The sequence below is a fragment of the Actinoplanes sp. NPDC051411 genome (assembly GCF_040682075.1).
GTDB lineage: Bacteria > Actinomycetota > Actinomycetes > Mycobacteriales > Micromonosporaceae > Actinoplanes.
In genome coordinates this window covers 140,066-154,138 of the sequence record NZ_JBFBAD010000009.1, presented here as the reverse complement: position 1 = coordinate 154,138, position 14,073 = coordinate 140,066, and the positions used below count along the sequence as shown (strand labels likewise).

15 protein-coding genes and 1 pseudogene are annotated in these 14,073 nt (G+C 73.3%); 6 read left to right on the top strand and 10 right to left on the bottom strand.

Annotated elements, in window-relative coordinates; all coding sequences use genetic code 11:
- Window positions 1-95 precede the first annotated feature (95 nt).
- A pseudogene (locus tag AB0M88_RS07740) lies at window positions 96-728 on the bottom strand (electron transfer flavoprotein subunit alpha/FixB family protein); the annotation flags it as partial.
- Between the two features lie 12 nt (window positions 729-740).
- On the bottom strand, window positions 741-1,520 hold the full coding sequence (locus tag AB0M88_RS07735; protein WP_364097015.1) for an electron transfer flavoprotein subunit beta/FixA family protein: 780 nt from the start codon (window positions 1,518-1,520) through the stop codon (window positions 741-743).
- Between the two features lie 313 nt (window positions 1,521-1,833).
- Here AB0M88_RS07735 and AB0M88_RS07730 point away from each other — a divergent pair, with 313 nt between their 5' ends.
- The 3 genes from AB0M88_RS07730 to AB0M88_RS07720 all read left to right on the top strand — a co-directional run bounded on the left by AB0M88_RS07730 (window position 1,834) and on the right by AB0M88_RS07720 (window position 2,992).
- Window positions 1,834-2,220 (top strand): DUF202 domain-containing protein, encoded by a 387-nt coding sequence (locus AB0M88_RS07730; RefSeq protein ID WP_364097013.1) that lies wholly within the window; start codon window positions 1,834-1,836, stop codon window positions 2,218-2,220.
- Entirely contained in the window at window positions 2,217-2,552 is a 336-nt protein-coding gene (locus tag AB0M88_RS07725; RefSeq protein WP_364097010.1) for a DUF202 domain-containing protein, read from the top strand. Before AB0M88_RS07730 ends, AB0M88_RS07725 begins: the two co-directional genes overlap by 4 nt.
- Before the next feature lie 101 nt (window positions 2,553-2,653).
- Entirely contained in the window at window positions 2,654-2,992 is a 339-nt protein-coding gene (locus AB0M88_RS07720; protein ID WP_364097007.1) for a PLD nuclease N-terminal domain-containing protein, read from the top strand.
- 4 nt (window positions 2,993-2,996) lie between these two features.
- Here AB0M88_RS07720 and AB0M88_RS07715 read toward each other — a convergent pair whose 3' ends face one another.
- The 4 genes from AB0M88_RS07715 to AB0M88_RS07700 form a co-directional block, all read right to left on the bottom strand.
- Complete coding sequence (locus AB0M88_RS07715) at window positions 2,997-4,601, bottom strand: acetolactate synthase (protein WP_364097004.1); 1,605 nt, start codon at window positions 4,599-4,601, stop codon at window positions 2,997-2,999.
- An 8-nt stretch (window positions 4,602-4,609) separates the two neighbouring features.
- On the bottom strand, window positions 4,610-6,379 hold the full coding sequence (locus AB0M88_RS07710) for an Hsp70 family protein (protein ID WP_364097001.1): 1,770 nt from the start codon (window positions 6,377-6,379) through the stop codon (window positions 4,610-4,612).
- 96 nt (window positions 6,380-6,475) lie between these two features.
- The gene (locus AB0M88_RS07705) at window positions 6,476-7,351 is read right to left on the bottom strand and encodes a hypothetical protein (protein WP_364096998.1); all 876 of its coding nucleotides are present in this window, start codon (window positions 7,349-7,351) and stop codon (window positions 6,476-6,478) included.
- 40 nt (window positions 7,352-7,391) lie between these two features.
- Complete coding sequence (locus AB0M88_RS07700; RefSeq protein ID WP_364096995.1) at window positions 7,392-8,165, bottom strand: enoyl-CoA hydratase-related protein; 774 nt, start codon at window positions 8,163-8,165, stop codon at window positions 7,392-7,394.
- Between the two features lie 54 nt (window positions 8,166-8,219).
- Between AB0M88_RS07700 and AB0M88_RS07695 the strand changes: the two genes are divergently transcribed.
- Window positions 8,220-8,699, top strand: coding sequence for a DUF6232 family protein (locus tag AB0M88_RS07695; RefSeq protein WP_364096992.1), 480 nt, complete (start codon window positions 8,220-8,222; stop codon window positions 8,697-8,699).
- The gene (locus AB0M88_RS07690; protein ID WP_364096989.1) at window positions 8,696-9,055 is read left to right on the top strand and encodes a hypothetical protein; all 360 of its coding nucleotides are present in this window, start codon (window positions 8,696-8,698) and stop codon (window positions 9,053-9,055) included. The genes AB0M88_RS07695 and AB0M88_RS07690 overlap by 4 nt, the downstream gene beginning before the upstream one ends.
- Window positions 9,056-9,068: 13 nt before the next feature.
- Here AB0M88_RS07690 and fliQ read toward each other — a convergent pair whose 3' ends face one another.
- Genes fliQ through AB0M88_RS07670 form a run of 4 tightly spaced genes read right to left on the bottom strand, consistent with a single transcriptional unit; the run spans window position 9,069 to window position 12,344 of the window.
- On the bottom strand, window positions 9,069-9,338 hold the full coding sequence (fliQ, locus tag AB0M88_RS07685; RefSeq protein WP_364096986.1) for a flagellar biosynthesis protein FliQ: 270 nt from the start codon (window positions 9,336-9,338) through the stop codon (window positions 9,069-9,071).
- A gap of 48 nt (window positions 9,339-9,386) precedes the next feature.
- Complete coding sequence (locus tag AB0M88_RS07680; RefSeq protein WP_364096983.1) at window positions 9,387-10,298, bottom strand: ribokinase; 912 nt, start codon at window positions 10,296-10,298, stop codon at window positions 9,387-9,389.
- A gap of 5 nt (window positions 10,299-10,303) precedes the next feature.
- A complete protein-coding gene (locus tag AB0M88_RS07675; protein WP_364096980.1) occupies window positions 10,304-11,119 on the bottom strand; it encodes an ABC transporter ATP-binding protein in 816 nt (271 codons plus the stop codon).
- Window positions 11,120-11,153: 34 nt separating this feature from the next.
- Complete coding sequence (locus AB0M88_RS07670) at window positions 11,154-12,344, bottom strand: ROK family transcriptional regulator (protein ID WP_364096977.1); 1,191 nt, start codon at window positions 12,342-12,344, stop codon at window positions 11,154-11,156.
- A gap of 180 nt (window positions 12,345-12,524) precedes the next feature.
- On the opposite strand from AB0M88_RS07670, the gene AB0M88_RS07665 reads away from it, so the two are divergent.
- Window positions 12,525-13,976: a glycoside hydrolase family 3 N-terminal domain-containing protein gene (locus AB0M88_RS07665; RefSeq protein ID WP_364096975.1), complete on the top strand. Its 1,452-nt coding sequence runs from the start codon at window positions 12,525-12,527 to the stop codon at window positions 13,974-13,976.
- Window positions 13,977-14,073: the final 97 nt, after the last annotated feature.

The following is a 14,073-nucleotide window of genomic DNA, read 5'->3' as shown; positions in this document are numbered from 1 at the left end:
GCCAGGCGCTGAGACGCCGTCGGGGCGAGCGTTCGCAACGCCGGGATGGACTCCAAGGACGTCATGTATCAACTGATACAGCGCCTCCCGGTGGACTCGACCAGCTTGAAGTTGTCGCCGCTGCCGACGCCGCGGCCGCCGGAGACGACGATCGACGCCTCGGTCAGTTCGGGGCGGGAGCCCTTCTTCTCGGCGACCCGCTCGACGACCTTGGTCAGCTTGTCGGTGTCGCTGACCGCCACATCCAGCTGCTCGGTCGACGGAGTCGCGGCCTCGGGCACCGGGGTGACCGAGTTGGGGCGGATGGTGATGATCGGCAGCCCGCGGGTGACCTTGGACTTGGCGATGCCCGAGCCGGCGAAGATCGCCTGGGTCGCGGTGCCGTCGGCGTCGACCGCGACCACGTCGGTGAGCAGGCCGTTGTCGAGCTTGACGGCGAGCCGGCCGGCGATCTCCTTGCCCTCCTGGGTCGAGCCGAGCAGCACGGCGGCCGGCTGCACCGATTTGACCAGCTCGGCGACCACGGTCGCCTTGGGGGCGACCAGGTAGCCGGAGATGTCGTCGCCGGACGCGACGTAGATCTTCTCGGCGCCGTACTCGGCGAGCTTGCCGGTGTCGGCCTCGCCGAACACCACCGCGCTCGGGGAGCCCAGCGTGCGGGCGACGGTGAGCAGCTCCAGCGTGATCTTCTTGACGCCGGCCTCGACAACTACCAGAACTTCAGCCATGACCGACCCCTCTCAGACGAACTTCTCGGAGACGAGGTAGGACACCAGCTGCGTGCCGCCGTCGCCCTCGTCGGTGACCTTCTGACCGGCCGAGCGCGGCGGCCGCTTCGCGAACTCGACCACGGCGCTGGTGGCACCGGCCGAGCCGACCGAGGAGGCGTCGACGCCCAGGTCGGCCAGCGACAGGGTCTGCACCGGCTTCTTCTTGGCCGCCATGATGCCCTTGAAGGAGGGGTAGCGCGGCTCGTTGATGGTGTCCCAGACGCTGATCACGGCCGGGGTGGCGGCGGTGACGGTCTCGTAGCCGTCGTCGGTCTGCCGCTCGACGGTCAGCTGCGAGCCGTCGACGGTGACCTTGCGGGCGCCGGTCAGCGCGGCGATGCCCAGCCGCTCGGCCAGCATGTGCGGCATGACCTGCACGCGGCCGTCGGTCGACTCGGCGCCGCAGACGATCAGGTCGGCGTTCAGCGTCTTCAGCGCCTCGGCGAGGACCTTGGAGGTGGCGACCGCGCACGAGCCGTGCAGCGCGTCGTCGGTCACGTGGACCGCCTTGTCGGGGCCCATCGAGAGCGCCTTGCGGATCGAGTCGGCGGCGCCGGCCGGGCCCATCGTGAGCACGGTGACCTCGCCCCCGTGCGCTTCCTTGATCTTCAGCGCCTCCTCGATGGCGTACTCGTCCATCTCGTTGATGACGTTGCTCGCCGAGGCCCGCTCGACGGTGAAATCACCCGCGGCCAGCTCACGCGGTGTGCCGGAGTCGGGCACCTGCTTTACCAGAACGACGATGTTCATCGCGCTTCTTGACCTCCTGTGAAGAACCCATCCGTACGTTACCCGCGAGTAGCTTAGGGAAGACGGTGACTCACCTCACCATCACGACTGCCCGGACGCTACAGTCGCGATAGGGAGGTGTCTGACATGTCCGGCCAAATTGCTCCGCTGCTGGACGAGCCGCGCCCGCCCGTACCTCATACTCCCTCACACGGCCGCAGCGGGCCGGACTCGCCCTGGTGCCTCTGCGGACGGCCGCGCGAAGCCTGCGTCAGTGACGAACTACGCAGCCTCTGGAACCGCCTTCTTGACCTTCACGGTCGATAATCGGCGCGTGTTCCGAGCCCTCACCCAGTGGTTCGATCCGGAGAAGCAACCCACGGTCGGCCGCACCCCCGACTACCGGTTCTCCCTCGCCAACGAGCGGACCTTCCTGGCCTGGATCCGCACCGGACTGGCGCTGATCGCGGGCGGGATGGCCTGCGCCCAGTTCCTGCCGTCGCTCTCGATCCACCACCTGCGGGAGATCATCGCGATCGGCCTGCTCGTGCTCGGCGGGGTGGTCGCGCTGCGCGCGGTCGACCACTGGGCTCGCACCGAGCGGGCGATGCGGCTCGGCCAGGAGTTGCCGCCGTCGAAGTTCCCGGCCATCCTCGCGCTGGCGGTCGGGGCGGGTGCGGTGCTGCTGGTCATCGCGGTGCTGCTGCGAGCCTTCGGGTGACGGCGCCCGAGGAGCCGGACCAGACTCCGCCGACCCCCGATCACGGGGCCTCGGCCGAGCGCACCCGCCTCGCCTGGCGAAGGACGGGACTGTCGGCCACCGCCGTCGGCCTGCTGGCCGTACGCCCGGCGTTCCGGCCCGGCGCCGGACCGCTGACCTGGCTCGTCGCCGCGGTCGCCATGGCCGCCTGGGTTTTGCTCGTCGCCCTGGCCTACCGCCGGGCCCGCGGCCTCGCCACCCTCCCGCCGAAACCGGGCCGCCGCCTCGTGCCCGTCTATGCCCTCACCGCGGCGGCCTTCGCCCTCCTCGGCGGTCTCGTCGTCCTGCTCTGAGCGCGAGCCGCCCCGGCGGCCGCCGGCCGAGCCCTTCCCGGGCGGCTGGTTGTCACGCTCTGCTCGTCGCCGTAAGCGCCCGGCCGCGTCATCATTGCCTCATGGTCCGGTTGTTCATCTTCCTGGCTGCCGCGCAGCTGGCCCTCTTCGTGCTGGCCCTGATCAGCTGTTTGTCGGTCGAGCGCGTGCGCACCCTCCCCCGGTTCGCCTGGGTGCTGCTCATCCTGTTCATCCCGCTGGCCGGCCCCGCGGCCTACTTCGTCTGGGGTCGCCCGGTCAGCCCGCCGTTGGAGGGCAGCCTGGTCCGCCGGGCGCCCCGCCGCCCGTCCTCGCCCGACGACGACCCGGAATTCCTGCGCACGGTCGACTCCGAGCAGTCGCGCCGCGACCGCGAGCTCCTGGCCCAGTGGGAACAGGACTTCGGAGACGACGACAAATAGATAGTCAGGCGAGGTTGGACGACCGCGGATAGGCGTCCGCCGGGTCGGTCAGCACGTTGACCAGATAGGGCACGCCCGACGCGAAGGCCCGCTGAAGCGCCGGACCGATACCGCTCGCCCGCTCGACCGTCTCGCCGGCCCCGCCGAGGGCCCGCACGACCTCGTCGTAGCGCAGACCCGGCTGCAGGTCGGCCGCGGCGTCGTAGCCGTACATCGCGTTCATCGGATGCTTCTCGAGACCCCAGACGCCGTTGTTGCCGACCACCATGACGACCGGAAGACCCTGTCGCACCAGGGACTCCGCGTCCATCAGCGAGAAGCCGGCCGCGCCGTCGCCGAGCAGCACGCAGACCTGCCGGTCGGGATAGGTCACCCGGGCGCCCATCGCGTAGCCCAGGCCGGTGCCGAGACAGCCGTAGGGCCCCGGGTCGAGCCAGGTGCCGGGGCGGGCCGGTTCGAGGTAGCGGCCGGCGTAGGAGACGAAGTCGCCCCCGTCGCCGATCGTGACCGCGTCCTCGGCCAGGATCTTGCGGAGTTCGCCGTAGACGCGGGCCGGTTTGATCGGGTCACCGTCGGCCGCCATCGCCTCGGCGTCGCGGGCCCGGCCCGCGTCCTCGGCCGCGCGCAGGCCCTCGATCCAGTCGGCGTGGTCGCCGCCGAAACCGGCGAAGGCGGCAAGGATCCGGCGCAGGTCACCGGCCGGCGAGGCGGCCGTCTGGACATGCCCGGCCCGTTGGGACGGCGCGTCGACCACGTGCACGACCCGGGCGGAGCCGAACTCGCCGAAGCCGAGCCGGAAGTCGAGCGGGGTGCCGATCACCGCGACCACGTCGGCCTCCCCGAGCGCCGCCCGGCGCGCCTTGGCGAAGGCGAGCGGGTGGCCGGGCGGCAGCGCGCCGCGGCCCATCCCGTTGGTGAACACCGGCACGTGCAGCGCCTCGGCGGCCGCCCGGAGCTGCTCGATGGCGTCGCCGCCCCAGACGTCCGAACCCGCGATGATCACCGGGCGCTCGGCCGCCGCGAGCAGGCCGGCCGCCTTGACGACCTCGTCGGGATCGGGCTCGATCACCGGCACCGCCGGCTCACCCGGCGCCGCCGCCTCGGCCGTCGAGAAGACCACCTCGAGCGGCAGGTCGAGGAAGACCGGCCCGCGGTGCGCGGTCAGCGCGCTGGTCAGGGCGGCCGCGATCGCGCCCGGGATCGACTCGGTCGCGCCGACCGTCGCCGCGTACCTGGTGATCGGGGTGACCAGCGGGACGGGGTCGAACTCCTGCAGGCTGCCCGAGCCCCAGCGGAACTGCGGCGCCCGCCCGCCGAGCACCAGCACCGGCGAGGCGTTGAAGAAGGCGCTGGTCAGGCCGGAGATGCCGTTGGTGACGCCGGGGCCGGCGGTGAGCACGGCGAGGCCGGGGCGGCGCTGCAGCTTGGCCACGGCCTCGGCGGCGAACACCGCCGACTGTTCGTGGCGTACGTCGTAGATCGGCAGGCCGGCCCGGTGGAAAGCGTCGTAGAGCGGAAAGACGTGACCGCCGGAGAGCGTGAACATCTCGCGTACGCCGAAGGCCCGCAGCGCGCAGAGCGCGAGTTCGCCGCCGTGGCCTTCGGGCACGCCGCCTCCTAGGACCGGATGCCGAGCAGGTCGGCGATCTCTTTGACCAGGTCGACCGCGTCGTCCTTGATCGGCTCGCCGTTGCCCCAGCCGTAGGCCAGCAGCAGCGCGACCAGCGGCACCGCGATCATCATGATGATGCTCAGCAGGATCTGCAGGAAGCGCACGAAACGCCCGGGTCGCCGCGGCGGTTTGGACGGCTTCGGCCGGGCCGGCCTCGGCTGCTTCACCGTCTTTTGCGCCGGCGGGGACTTCTGAGGCTTCCGGACCGGCGCCGCGGCCTTTCCGGTCGCCTGCGGCGACGGAGAAACCGGCCGGGTGGGTGATGCGGCGGGCGACATCGGCCGGGGCGCGGCGGCTTGCGCCTTCGGCGGTACGCCCGGGGGCGCGGCCGGAGCGCCGAAATCGCGTGGCGTCGGCACCGTGGCATCGGGATCGGGCACCCAGCCGTGATCGGCGTTCGGCCACGGGTCGACCGGCGGCTGCAGCCCGGTCGTGCCCGGCAGGTGCACCGGTGCCGGGGCGGTCGCCGTAGCCGTCCGGCCGTTCTGCGGGCCCCGGGCCGTGGTGGCCGGCGACCCGTCGACCCCGTTATCCGGCGGCCCCTCGGCGCGGCGGCTCGGCGGGCCGTCGGCCCGGCCGCTGGAGACCAGCTTCAGTTCGGCGGTCGGCCCGGGCGCGGACGGCCCGGCGGCCAGCAGCGCCGCGTCGGCCAGGATGCTGCCCTCGGCGACCACCAGCTCGGGCTGCTCGATCACCACCGGGGCCTCGCCAAGCGCCCGGTGCAGCAGCGTCGCGACCAGCGGAATCCGGCTCGCGCCGCCGACCAGGAACACCCCGGCGAGCCGGCCCGGCGGCAGGTCAGCCCAGTTGAGCAGGCCCTTGGTGACCTGCACGGTCTGGTCGAGCACCGGGCGGGCGACCCGTTCGAGCTCGTCGCGGGTCAGGTGGGCCTCGACGTCGAGCAGCGGCACCACGAAGTCGGCCGCCTGGGCGCGCGACAGCCGCTCCTTGGCGATGCGGACGTCGTCCCACAGCTGGCGCTGGGCCCGGCGCTCCTCGACCGTCGACGGCTCCATCAGCCGCTGCCATTCAGGGGTGCGCAGGTGCTCGACGATCGCGGCGTCGACGTCGAGCCCGCCGATGTCGTCGCGCCCGTCGACCGCCATCACCTCGAAACCCTCGGCCGTGCGGGCGACCACGCTGGCGTCGAACGTGCCGGCGCCGAAGTCGTGCACCACCACGACCGAGCCGATCGGCACGTCGCGGCCGAGCACCTCGGCGAAGTAGGTCGCGGCCGCCACCGGCTCGGCGACCAGGCGGGCGCCCTCCAGAGAGGCCATCGCGGCCGCCTCGGCGAGCAGCGTGCGGCGCGCCGCGCCCCAGGTCGCCGGGCAGGTGAGGGTCACGTCGGGACGCACCGGTCCGACCGCGCGGTGCCACTCCTCGGCCACCCGGGCCAGCACGGCGGCGATCAGGTCGACGACCGGGATCTCGTTCTCCCCGAGCAGCACCAGGCCGTCGTCGATGCGGCGCTTCGGATTGGGCTCGAATCGGGCCGGTTCGAGGCGGGCGCTGTGCACCGCGTCGCGGCCGACGGCGAGGGCACCGCTCGGCTCGGCATAGACCGCGGAGGGCAGCAGCGGGGAGCCGTCGACCAGGATCGGGCGGGCCCGCCCGTCCGGCCAGCGGGCCACCGCGACCGTGTTGGACGTGCCGAAGTCCACGCCGAGAGCATGCCGTTTCGGCGGCTGCGGCCCGTGGCGGTCGATGGACATGAGGCAGAGTCTAGGGCCTGTCCGGCCGATGACGCGGGGCCGCGGCGTGGCCCAGCCGGCGCCTGATCGGCGGGACAGCCCTGGTGGTCCGGTCCACTACACGATCTTCCAGCGGAGTTGGCGGCCGCGGGCGGGGAGACAGCCCACGATCCGGCCGTCCCCGGTCCGGGCCAGGGCACCCAGCCGGTCGCACGGCCGGCCGGCCAGCATTTGGGCGGCCGCCGCGCCGGCACTCGGCGACGGGGTGGCGGCGGGCGAGACCGGCGGCGGGGTGGCCACGGCCGCTGGCGCTCCGGTCGGCGGGGTGGCCACGGCCGGCGGCGCTCCGGTCGGCGGGGTGGGCGCGGCCGGCGGCGCTCCGGTCGGCGGGGTGGCCACGGCCGGCGGCGCTCCGGTCGGCGGGGTGGCCACGGCCGGCGGCGCTCCGGTCGCCGGGGTGGGCGCGGTTGTCGGCGGATTCAGGCCGAGCGGCCCCGACGAGGTGCCGGGCGGGGGCGGCGTGACGGCCGGGCCGACGGGCACTTTCGGCGCGGGCGGGCCGGCCTGCTGGTCGGTGGGTCGCGGGCGCCGGCCCACGGCCGAGCCGTCGTCGCCGGCCGAGCCTTCGTTGCCGGCCGAGCCGTCGTGTCCGCTACCGGCCCAGCCGTCGTTGCCCGCCGAGCCGTCGTTGCCCGCCGAGCCGTCGTTGCCGTTGCCGGCCGGGTCGCCGCTCCGGCTCGGGGCGGGGCTCTTCGGGGCAGGGCTCTTCGGGGCAGGGCTCTTCGGGGCGCCCGGGAGCGCTGGGACAAACGGGGCCGGTGCGATCGGCGCGGCCAGCTGGTCGACGCCGCGGGCGGCCGGGGCCGTGTGGTCGCCGGCCCGGGTCAGCGTCACCCAGCCGACGATCGCGACCAGGAAGACCTGACCGACGACGAGCACGGCGGCCAGGCGCACCGTGCGCCGTACCCCGCTCGTCGCCGGAACCGCTTCCACATCGACGGACTTTATGGCACGAGATCGATCGAAGCGAGAATCAACGCCCGGTGAATGTGGGCTTGCGCTTCTCGACGAACGCCGTCGTGCCCTCGATCCGGTCGTCGGTCGCGAACAGGCCGGCGAAGAGCTGCGACTCCAGGGCCAGGCCGGAGGCGAGATCGACGCTCAGGCCGCCGTCGATCGCCTGCTTGGCCGCGCGCAGCGCCAGCGACGGGCCGGTGACATAGGGCCTCACCAGTTGCACGGCCGTCTCGTAGACCTCGGCTGCCGGGGCGACCCGGTCGGCCAGGCCGATGCGCAGCGCCTCCTCGGCGTCGACCATCCGGCCGGAGAAGATCAGATCCTTGGCCCGGGCCGGGCCGACCAGCCGGGCCAGGCGCTGGGTGCCGCCGGCACCCGGGATGATGCCCAGCCGGATCTCGGGCTGGCCGAGCTTGGCGTCGTCGGCCACCACCCGCCAGTCGCAGGCCAGCGCCAGCTCACACCCGCCGCCGAGCGCATAGCCGGTGACCGCGGCGACGACCGGCTTGGGGATGCGGGCCACGGCGTCGAACGCGCCGGAGAGCGCGACCGCCCGGACGGCCATCTCCTGGTAGCCCACGGTCGTGAACTCGGTGATGTCGGCGCCGGCCGCGAACACCTTCTCGCCGCCGTAGACGATCACCGCCTTGATCGAGTCGTCGGTCGTGGCGGTGTGCGCGGCCTCCCGCAGTTCCTCCTGCACCTGGGTATTGAGCGGGTTCATCGGCGGTCGGTCCAGCCTGATCGTCGCGATGCCATCGGTGGTCTCCAGCCGCACGAACTCGCCCACGGGCCCTCCCTGACTCTCGGTTGGCCACAGCCTACGACGGGTAAGAGGAATGGTGTGACGACCTACTACCGTGACCCCGAGGTATGGATCACGTCCTCCGCCGTCCACACGAATGGCCGGGACGTGCCCCTGGCCGCCCTCCGGCAGGTCTGGCACCGCCGCGGCCCCCGCTCCTGGGGCACCGTCGCGAGCCGGGGCATGCTGGCCCTGGCCATCCTGGCCCCGCTCGCGATCGGCGGCCAGGGCATCGCGATCGGGCTGATCCTCCACGCGTCGGCGCCGGTCACCGCGGCCCTGCTCGGCGGCGGCGTCCTGCTCGGCCTGGCCACCGTCCCGGTCGCCGACCTGGTGCTCGACCGCGTGGACCGCTCCTACGACCGGGGCAGCCGCATGCTGCAGATCTGGGCCCGCACCCCGGCCGGCGAGATCCTGCTGCTGAGCACCCGCGACCGGGCCCGCTTCGGACGCATCTACCGGGCGCTGCAGCGCGCGCTGGAGCTGCCCGCCCACGCCCCCGCTACGTTCGCGAAATGACCAGGCAGGCTCTCGGCCTGGCCACGCTGCTGGGCGCCTCCGGCGTGCTGCATTTCGCCCGGCCGCGCCCGTACGACTCGATCGTCCCCCGCTCGCTGCCGGGAAAGCCGCGCACCTGGACGTACGTCAGCGGCGCCGCCGAGCTGGCCGTGGCCGCCGCGGTGGCCTGTCCCCGCACCCGCCGCCGGGGTGGTCTGGCGGCGGCCGCGCTGTTCGCCGGCGTCTTCCCGGCCAACGTCAAGATGGCCGTCGACTGGCGAAAGGCCGCACCGGCCCGGCGAGCGGTCGCCTTCGGCCGCCTGCCGCTGCAGATCCCGCTGGTCCTGTGGGCGCGCAAGGTCGCGAAGGACTCCTGAAGCCGAAGTGTCCTCAGCGCAGCAGGTCGGGGATGTGCTCGAACAGCTGCGTCGTATAGGTCATCATCTGGTGCAGCATCCAGTTGCCCGCGAACAGCAGCACCGCCCCGATCGCCGCCGCCTTCGGCACGAACGACAGCGTCGCCTCCTGAATCTGCGTCACCGACTGGAACAGTGAGATCGCGAACCCCACCACCAACGCCGTCAACAACACCGGCGCCGCCATCTTGGCCGCGATGGTCATCGCCTGCAGGGCCAGCTGCACAATCATCGCGTCGGTCATACCCTGCTGTTCGGCCTGGCCCGGCCGGCGACGAGTGCGAACCGGTTGCTATTCGGTTCGCGGCGGAGAAACGCTCAGGTAGAGGGCGTCGATCTCGTCGCGGGTCGGCAGGGCGTTGGAGGCGCCGACGTGGCGCACGCAGGCCGCGCCGGCCGCGTTGGCCCAGCCCACCGCCTCGAGCAGCGAGCGGCCCTCGCCCCAGGCGACCGCGATCGCCCCGGTGAAGGCGTCGCCGGCCGCCGTGGTGTCGACGACCTCGACAACATAGGCCGGCACCCGCGTGTCGACCCCCTCACGGTCGGCGTAGCGCGAGCCGGCGCCGCTCAGGGTCAGCACGACCCGGGGCACCAGCGCGAGCAGGGCCGACATGTCGATCTCGGAACGGCCGCTGATCGTCGCCGCCTCGGTCTCGTTGACGACCAGCAGGTCGACGTTGTCGAGCAGCTCCGGCGGGAGCGACCGGGCCGGGGCGGCGTTGAGGATCGTGCGGGTGCCGGCCGCCCGGGCCACCCGCATCGCCTCGGTCACCGTCTCGACCGGGATCTCCAGCTGGCAGACGAGCACGTCGGCCTCGGCGATCGTCCGGCGCTCGGGCTCGGTCAGGCCGGTGAAGCTGGTGTTGGCGCCCGGGGCGACCAGGATCGAGTTTTCCCCGGACCGATCCACCATGATCACGGCGACTCCGGACTGGCCGTAGCTCGTGCGTACGCCGGAAGCGTCGACCCCCGCGGCCGTGAGTCTCGCGTTGATCGTGACGCCGAAGGCGTCGGAGCCGATGGCTCCGAGGAAGATCGTCCGGCCGCCGGCCCGGGCCGCCGCGATGGCCTGGTTGGCACCTTTCCCGCCCGGCGTCATCATGAAGTCGTCGCCGAGCACCGTCTCACCGGGCAGCGGCAGGCGGGCGGCCAGGCCGACCACGTCCATGTTCGCGCTGCCGGCGATCACGATGCGGGGCGCCACGGCGATCAGGCCGCCCGGGCGGTGTAGCGGTCGCCGAACCGGTCGACGACCAGCGGCAGGCCGAACGTCTTGGACAGGTTGTCCGCGGTCATGACCTCGCCGAGCAGGCCGGCCGCCACGCTCGTGCCCTCGCGCAGCAGCAGGCCGTGGGTGAAGCCGGGCGGGATCTCCTCGACGTGGTGGGTGACCAGCACCATGGCCGGCGCCTCGGGGTCGAGGGCCAGGTCGGTGAGGCGGGCCAGCAGATCTTCGCGGCCGCCGAGGTCGAGCCCGGCGGTCGGCTCGTCGAGCAGCATCAGCTCGGGGTCGGTCATCAGCGCGCGGGCGATCTGGGTGCGCTTGCGCTCGCCCTCGGAGAGCGTGCCGAACTCGCGGTCGATCAGCGCGCCCATGCCGAACTGCCCGAGCAGGGCCCGGGCGCGGGCCTCGTCCTGCGGATCGTACGACTCGCGCCAGCGCCCGACCACCGACCAGGCGGCCGTGACCACCACGTCGAGCACCCGCTCGCCGGACGGCACCTGGTCGGCGAAGCGGCCGGTGGTGATGCCGATGCGGGTGCGCAGCTCGTTGACGTCGACCCGGCCGAGCCGCTCGCCGAGCACCCAGGCCTGGCCGCGCGACGGGTGCAGGCGGGCCGAGGCGAGGTTGAGCAGGGTGGTCTTGCCGGCCCCGTTGGGACCCAGGACCACCCATCGCTCGTCCAGCTCGACCTGCCAGGACAGGCTGCGGACCAGGAAGTTTCCGGAGCGGATCACGCTCACCCGGTCGAACGCGAGAACGGTGTCGTCGTCAGGCGGGAGAGTCACGGTCGGCTCGAGCACGACTCCATCCAACCACGCGCCGCGACCGGGCCCGTTACGCGGTGGTCGAGCCGAAGACCTCGTCGCGCACGGCATCGAGGGCGGTGTGCAGGGCGCCGTGCAGGACCGGCTCGGAGGCCACCTCGGTGATCACCACCTTGGGGGACACCAGGGTGATCGCGGCGACCTCACGCTCGACCCGTTCGGCCAGCGACGCGCCGCCGGCCTGGCTGACCTCGCCGGCCAGCACGACCAGCGGCGGGTCGAGGACCACACAGGTGGCGGCCACACCGAGAGCCAGCTGGTTGGCGAGTTCGTCGAGGAAGGGCTCCCCCGCTTCACCGGCGGCGACGGCGGCGTGGGCGACGTCGGCCGCCTCGGTGCCCCGGAAGCCGTACTTCTTGCCGATCGCCTTGACCGCCTCGCCGCCGGCGACGCTCTGGAAGGCGCCCCGCATCGCGCCCTTGGTCGCCCGCTTGCCCGAGTTGCGCGGCACCTCGGCGCCGGCCACCGGCAGGTAGCCGATCTCGCCCGCCGCGCCGGTGCTGCCCTGGTGCAGCCGGCCGTCGATGACGCTGGCCAGGCCGACGCCGCGGCCGATCCAGATGAGCACGAAGTCGGTGACGCCGACCGCCGCGCCGATGCTCGACTCGGCGACCGCGGCCAGGTTGACGTCGTTGCCGAAGACGACCGGGGTGCTCAGGTCGCGGCGCAGGTCGTCGAGGAGGCCGCGGTGCCAGCGCGGGAGGTCCCACGCGAACGAGATCTCGCCGGTGCCGGGGTCGACCAGGCCGGGCGTGCCGAGGACGACGCGGCGTACGGACGACATCTCGGCGCCGGCCTCGGTCGCGGCCTGGACGACCGCGCGGTGGACGACGCCGACCGGGTCGTCGGTGTCCCGGGTGGACTGTTCGACCTGGCCGATGATCGCGCCGGTGATGTCGGCGCAGGCGGCGACCACGCGTTCCGGGCCGACGTCGACCCCGATCACGTGGGCGCTGCCGGGGGTCACCGCGTACAGCTGGGCGTTGGGCCCGCGGCCGCCCGCCTGCTCGCCGACCCGGCGCACCAGGCCCCGTTCCTCGAGGCGCTCGACCAGCTGCGAAGCGGTCACCTTGCTGAGCCCGGTCAGCTCGCCGAGCTGGGCGCGCGTGAGCGGCCCTCGGGCCAGCAGCAGCTCCAGCGCCGCGCGGTCGTTGAGTGCGCGCAGCAGCCGGGGGGTGCCCGGAAGGCGGGTGGCGGCCATAACAACGTCCCCTACTATTTAGGATTGTTTCCTATTAACGCGCTCGGATGTAGCCGCAGCGTAACGGTCGGCACCGTCGCCGTCCGCTCTGCGTTCAGTATCGATGAGCGATCATGGCAGCTCGTGGGCCTGCCGGGCCAGAGTTGCACCACCTCACCGTCACCTCACCGGAGAGACACTATGGCGATCGACCCGGGGCTTCGCCGCCTCGCCCTCGGCACCCTGCTGGCCGCCTTCCCCGGCGGCACCGCGCCCGACTGGGCACTCGGACTGCTCACCGAAGGCCTCGCCGGGCACACCCTGTTCGGCACCAACGTCGTCGACGCGGCCCAGGTCGCCGGCCTGACGGCCCGGCTGCGATCGGTACGCCCGGACGCGCTGATCGCGATCGACGAGGAGGGCGGCGACGTCACCCGCCTCGCCCACCGCACCGGCAGCCCCTACCCGGGCAACGCGGCGCTCGGCACGGTCGACGACCCCGAGCTCACCCGTGCGGTGTACGCGGCGATCGGCGGCGACCTGGCCGCGGCCGGCATCAACCTCGACCTGGCCCCGACCGTCGACGTCAACAGTGCCGACGACAACCCGATCATCGGGACACGCTCGTTCGGCAGCCACCCGATGCGGGTCGCCCGGCACGCGGCGGCGGCGATCGAGGGCCTCCAGTCGGCCGGGGTCGCGGCCTGCGCCAAGCACTTCCCCGGTCACGGCGCCACGGTCAGCGACTCCCACCTCGAACTGCCGACCATCGACGCCACGCTCGACCTGCTGCGCGAGCGCGACCTGCCGCCGTTCGCCGCGGTGGTCGCGGCCGGCACGCGGGCGATCATGTCGGCGCACATCCGGGTGCCGGCGCTGACCGGGGACGACCCGGGCACGTTCAGCAAGCGGGTGCTGACCGACCTGCTGCGGGGCGAATACGGCTTCGGCGGCGCGATCGTCACGGACGCCCTGGAGATGAAGGGGGCGGCGGTCACCGCGGGCGGAATCGGTCCGGCGGCCGTACGCGCACTGGCCGCCGGAGCCGACCTGCTCTGCATCGGCGCCAAGGTCGACCTTTCGCTGGTCGAGGCGGTGGTTTCGGAAATCGTCGGAGCGGTCGAGGACGGGCGGTTGCCGCTGGGCCGGCTGGAGGACGCGGTCGCGCGTACGTCTGCGATGGCGGCCTGGGCCGCGACGCCCCGCAGCGGGCCCGGCCCCGACGAAGGCCTGGGTCTTTCCGCCGCGCGCCGCGCGGTGCGGGTCGAGGGTTCGCTCGACGAGCTCGCCCGTCCGCTGGTCGTGCAGTTGGTCTCGGGGTCCTCGATCGCCGAGGGCCGGGTGCCATGGGGTCTCGGGCCGCACCTCGACGGAACCGAGCAGGTCGAGGTGGTGGCGGCCGAGGCGTCGCCGGACGAGATCGCCGCGAAGGCGGGCGGACGGCCGATCGTGGTGGTCGGCCGGCACACCCACCGGTCTCCGGCCGGGCGGGAGCTGATCGAGGCCCTGGCCGCCGCGCACCCGGTCGGCGTGGTCGAGATGGGCTGGCCGTCGGCGTGGCGGCCGGCCCACGCGCGGGCCTTCGTGACCACCCACGGCGCGAGCCTGGCCAACGGCCGCGCGGCGGCCGAGGTGCTGGGCGTCGCCCGCTGATTCCTACTTGAACACGTTCAAGCCAGAGCCCTATGCTGGTGACCGGCCTTTCGGAATACGCCGATCCGGCCGGTCACGGGGCCGGCCGGATCGGTAC

Excerpts from the sequence above, each read along its gene's own strand:
- AB0M88_RS07720 (WP_364097007.1), top strand. The coding sequence starts at position 2,654 with ATGGTCCGGTTGTTCATCTTCCTGGCTGCCGCGCAGCTGGCCCTCTTC.
- AB0M88_RS07735 (WP_364097015.1), bottom strand. The coding sequence starts at position 1,520 with ATGAACATCGTCGTTCTGGTAAAGCAGGTGCCCGACTCCGGCACACCG.
- AB0M88_RS07710 (WP_364097001.1), bottom strand. The coding sequence starts at position 6,379 with ATGTCCATCGACCGCCACGGGCCGCAGCCGCCGAAACGGCATGCTCTC.
- fliQ (WP_364096986.1), bottom strand. The coding sequence starts at position 9,338 with ATGACCGACGCGATGATTGTGCAGCTGGCCCTGCAGGCGATGACCATC.
- AB0M88_RS07665 (WP_364096975.1), top strand. The coding sequence starts at position 12,525 with ATGGCGATCGACCCGGGGCTTCGCCGCCTCGCCCTCGGCACCCTGCTG.
- AB0M88_RS07690 (WP_364096989.1), top strand. The coding sequence starts at position 8,696 with ATGACCAGGCAGGCTCTCGGCCTGGCCACGCTGCTGGGCGCCTCCGGC.
- AB0M88_RS07670 (WP_364096977.1), bottom strand. The coding sequence starts at position 12,344 with ATGGCCGCCACCCGCCTTCCGGGCACCCCCCGGCTGCTGCGCGCACTC.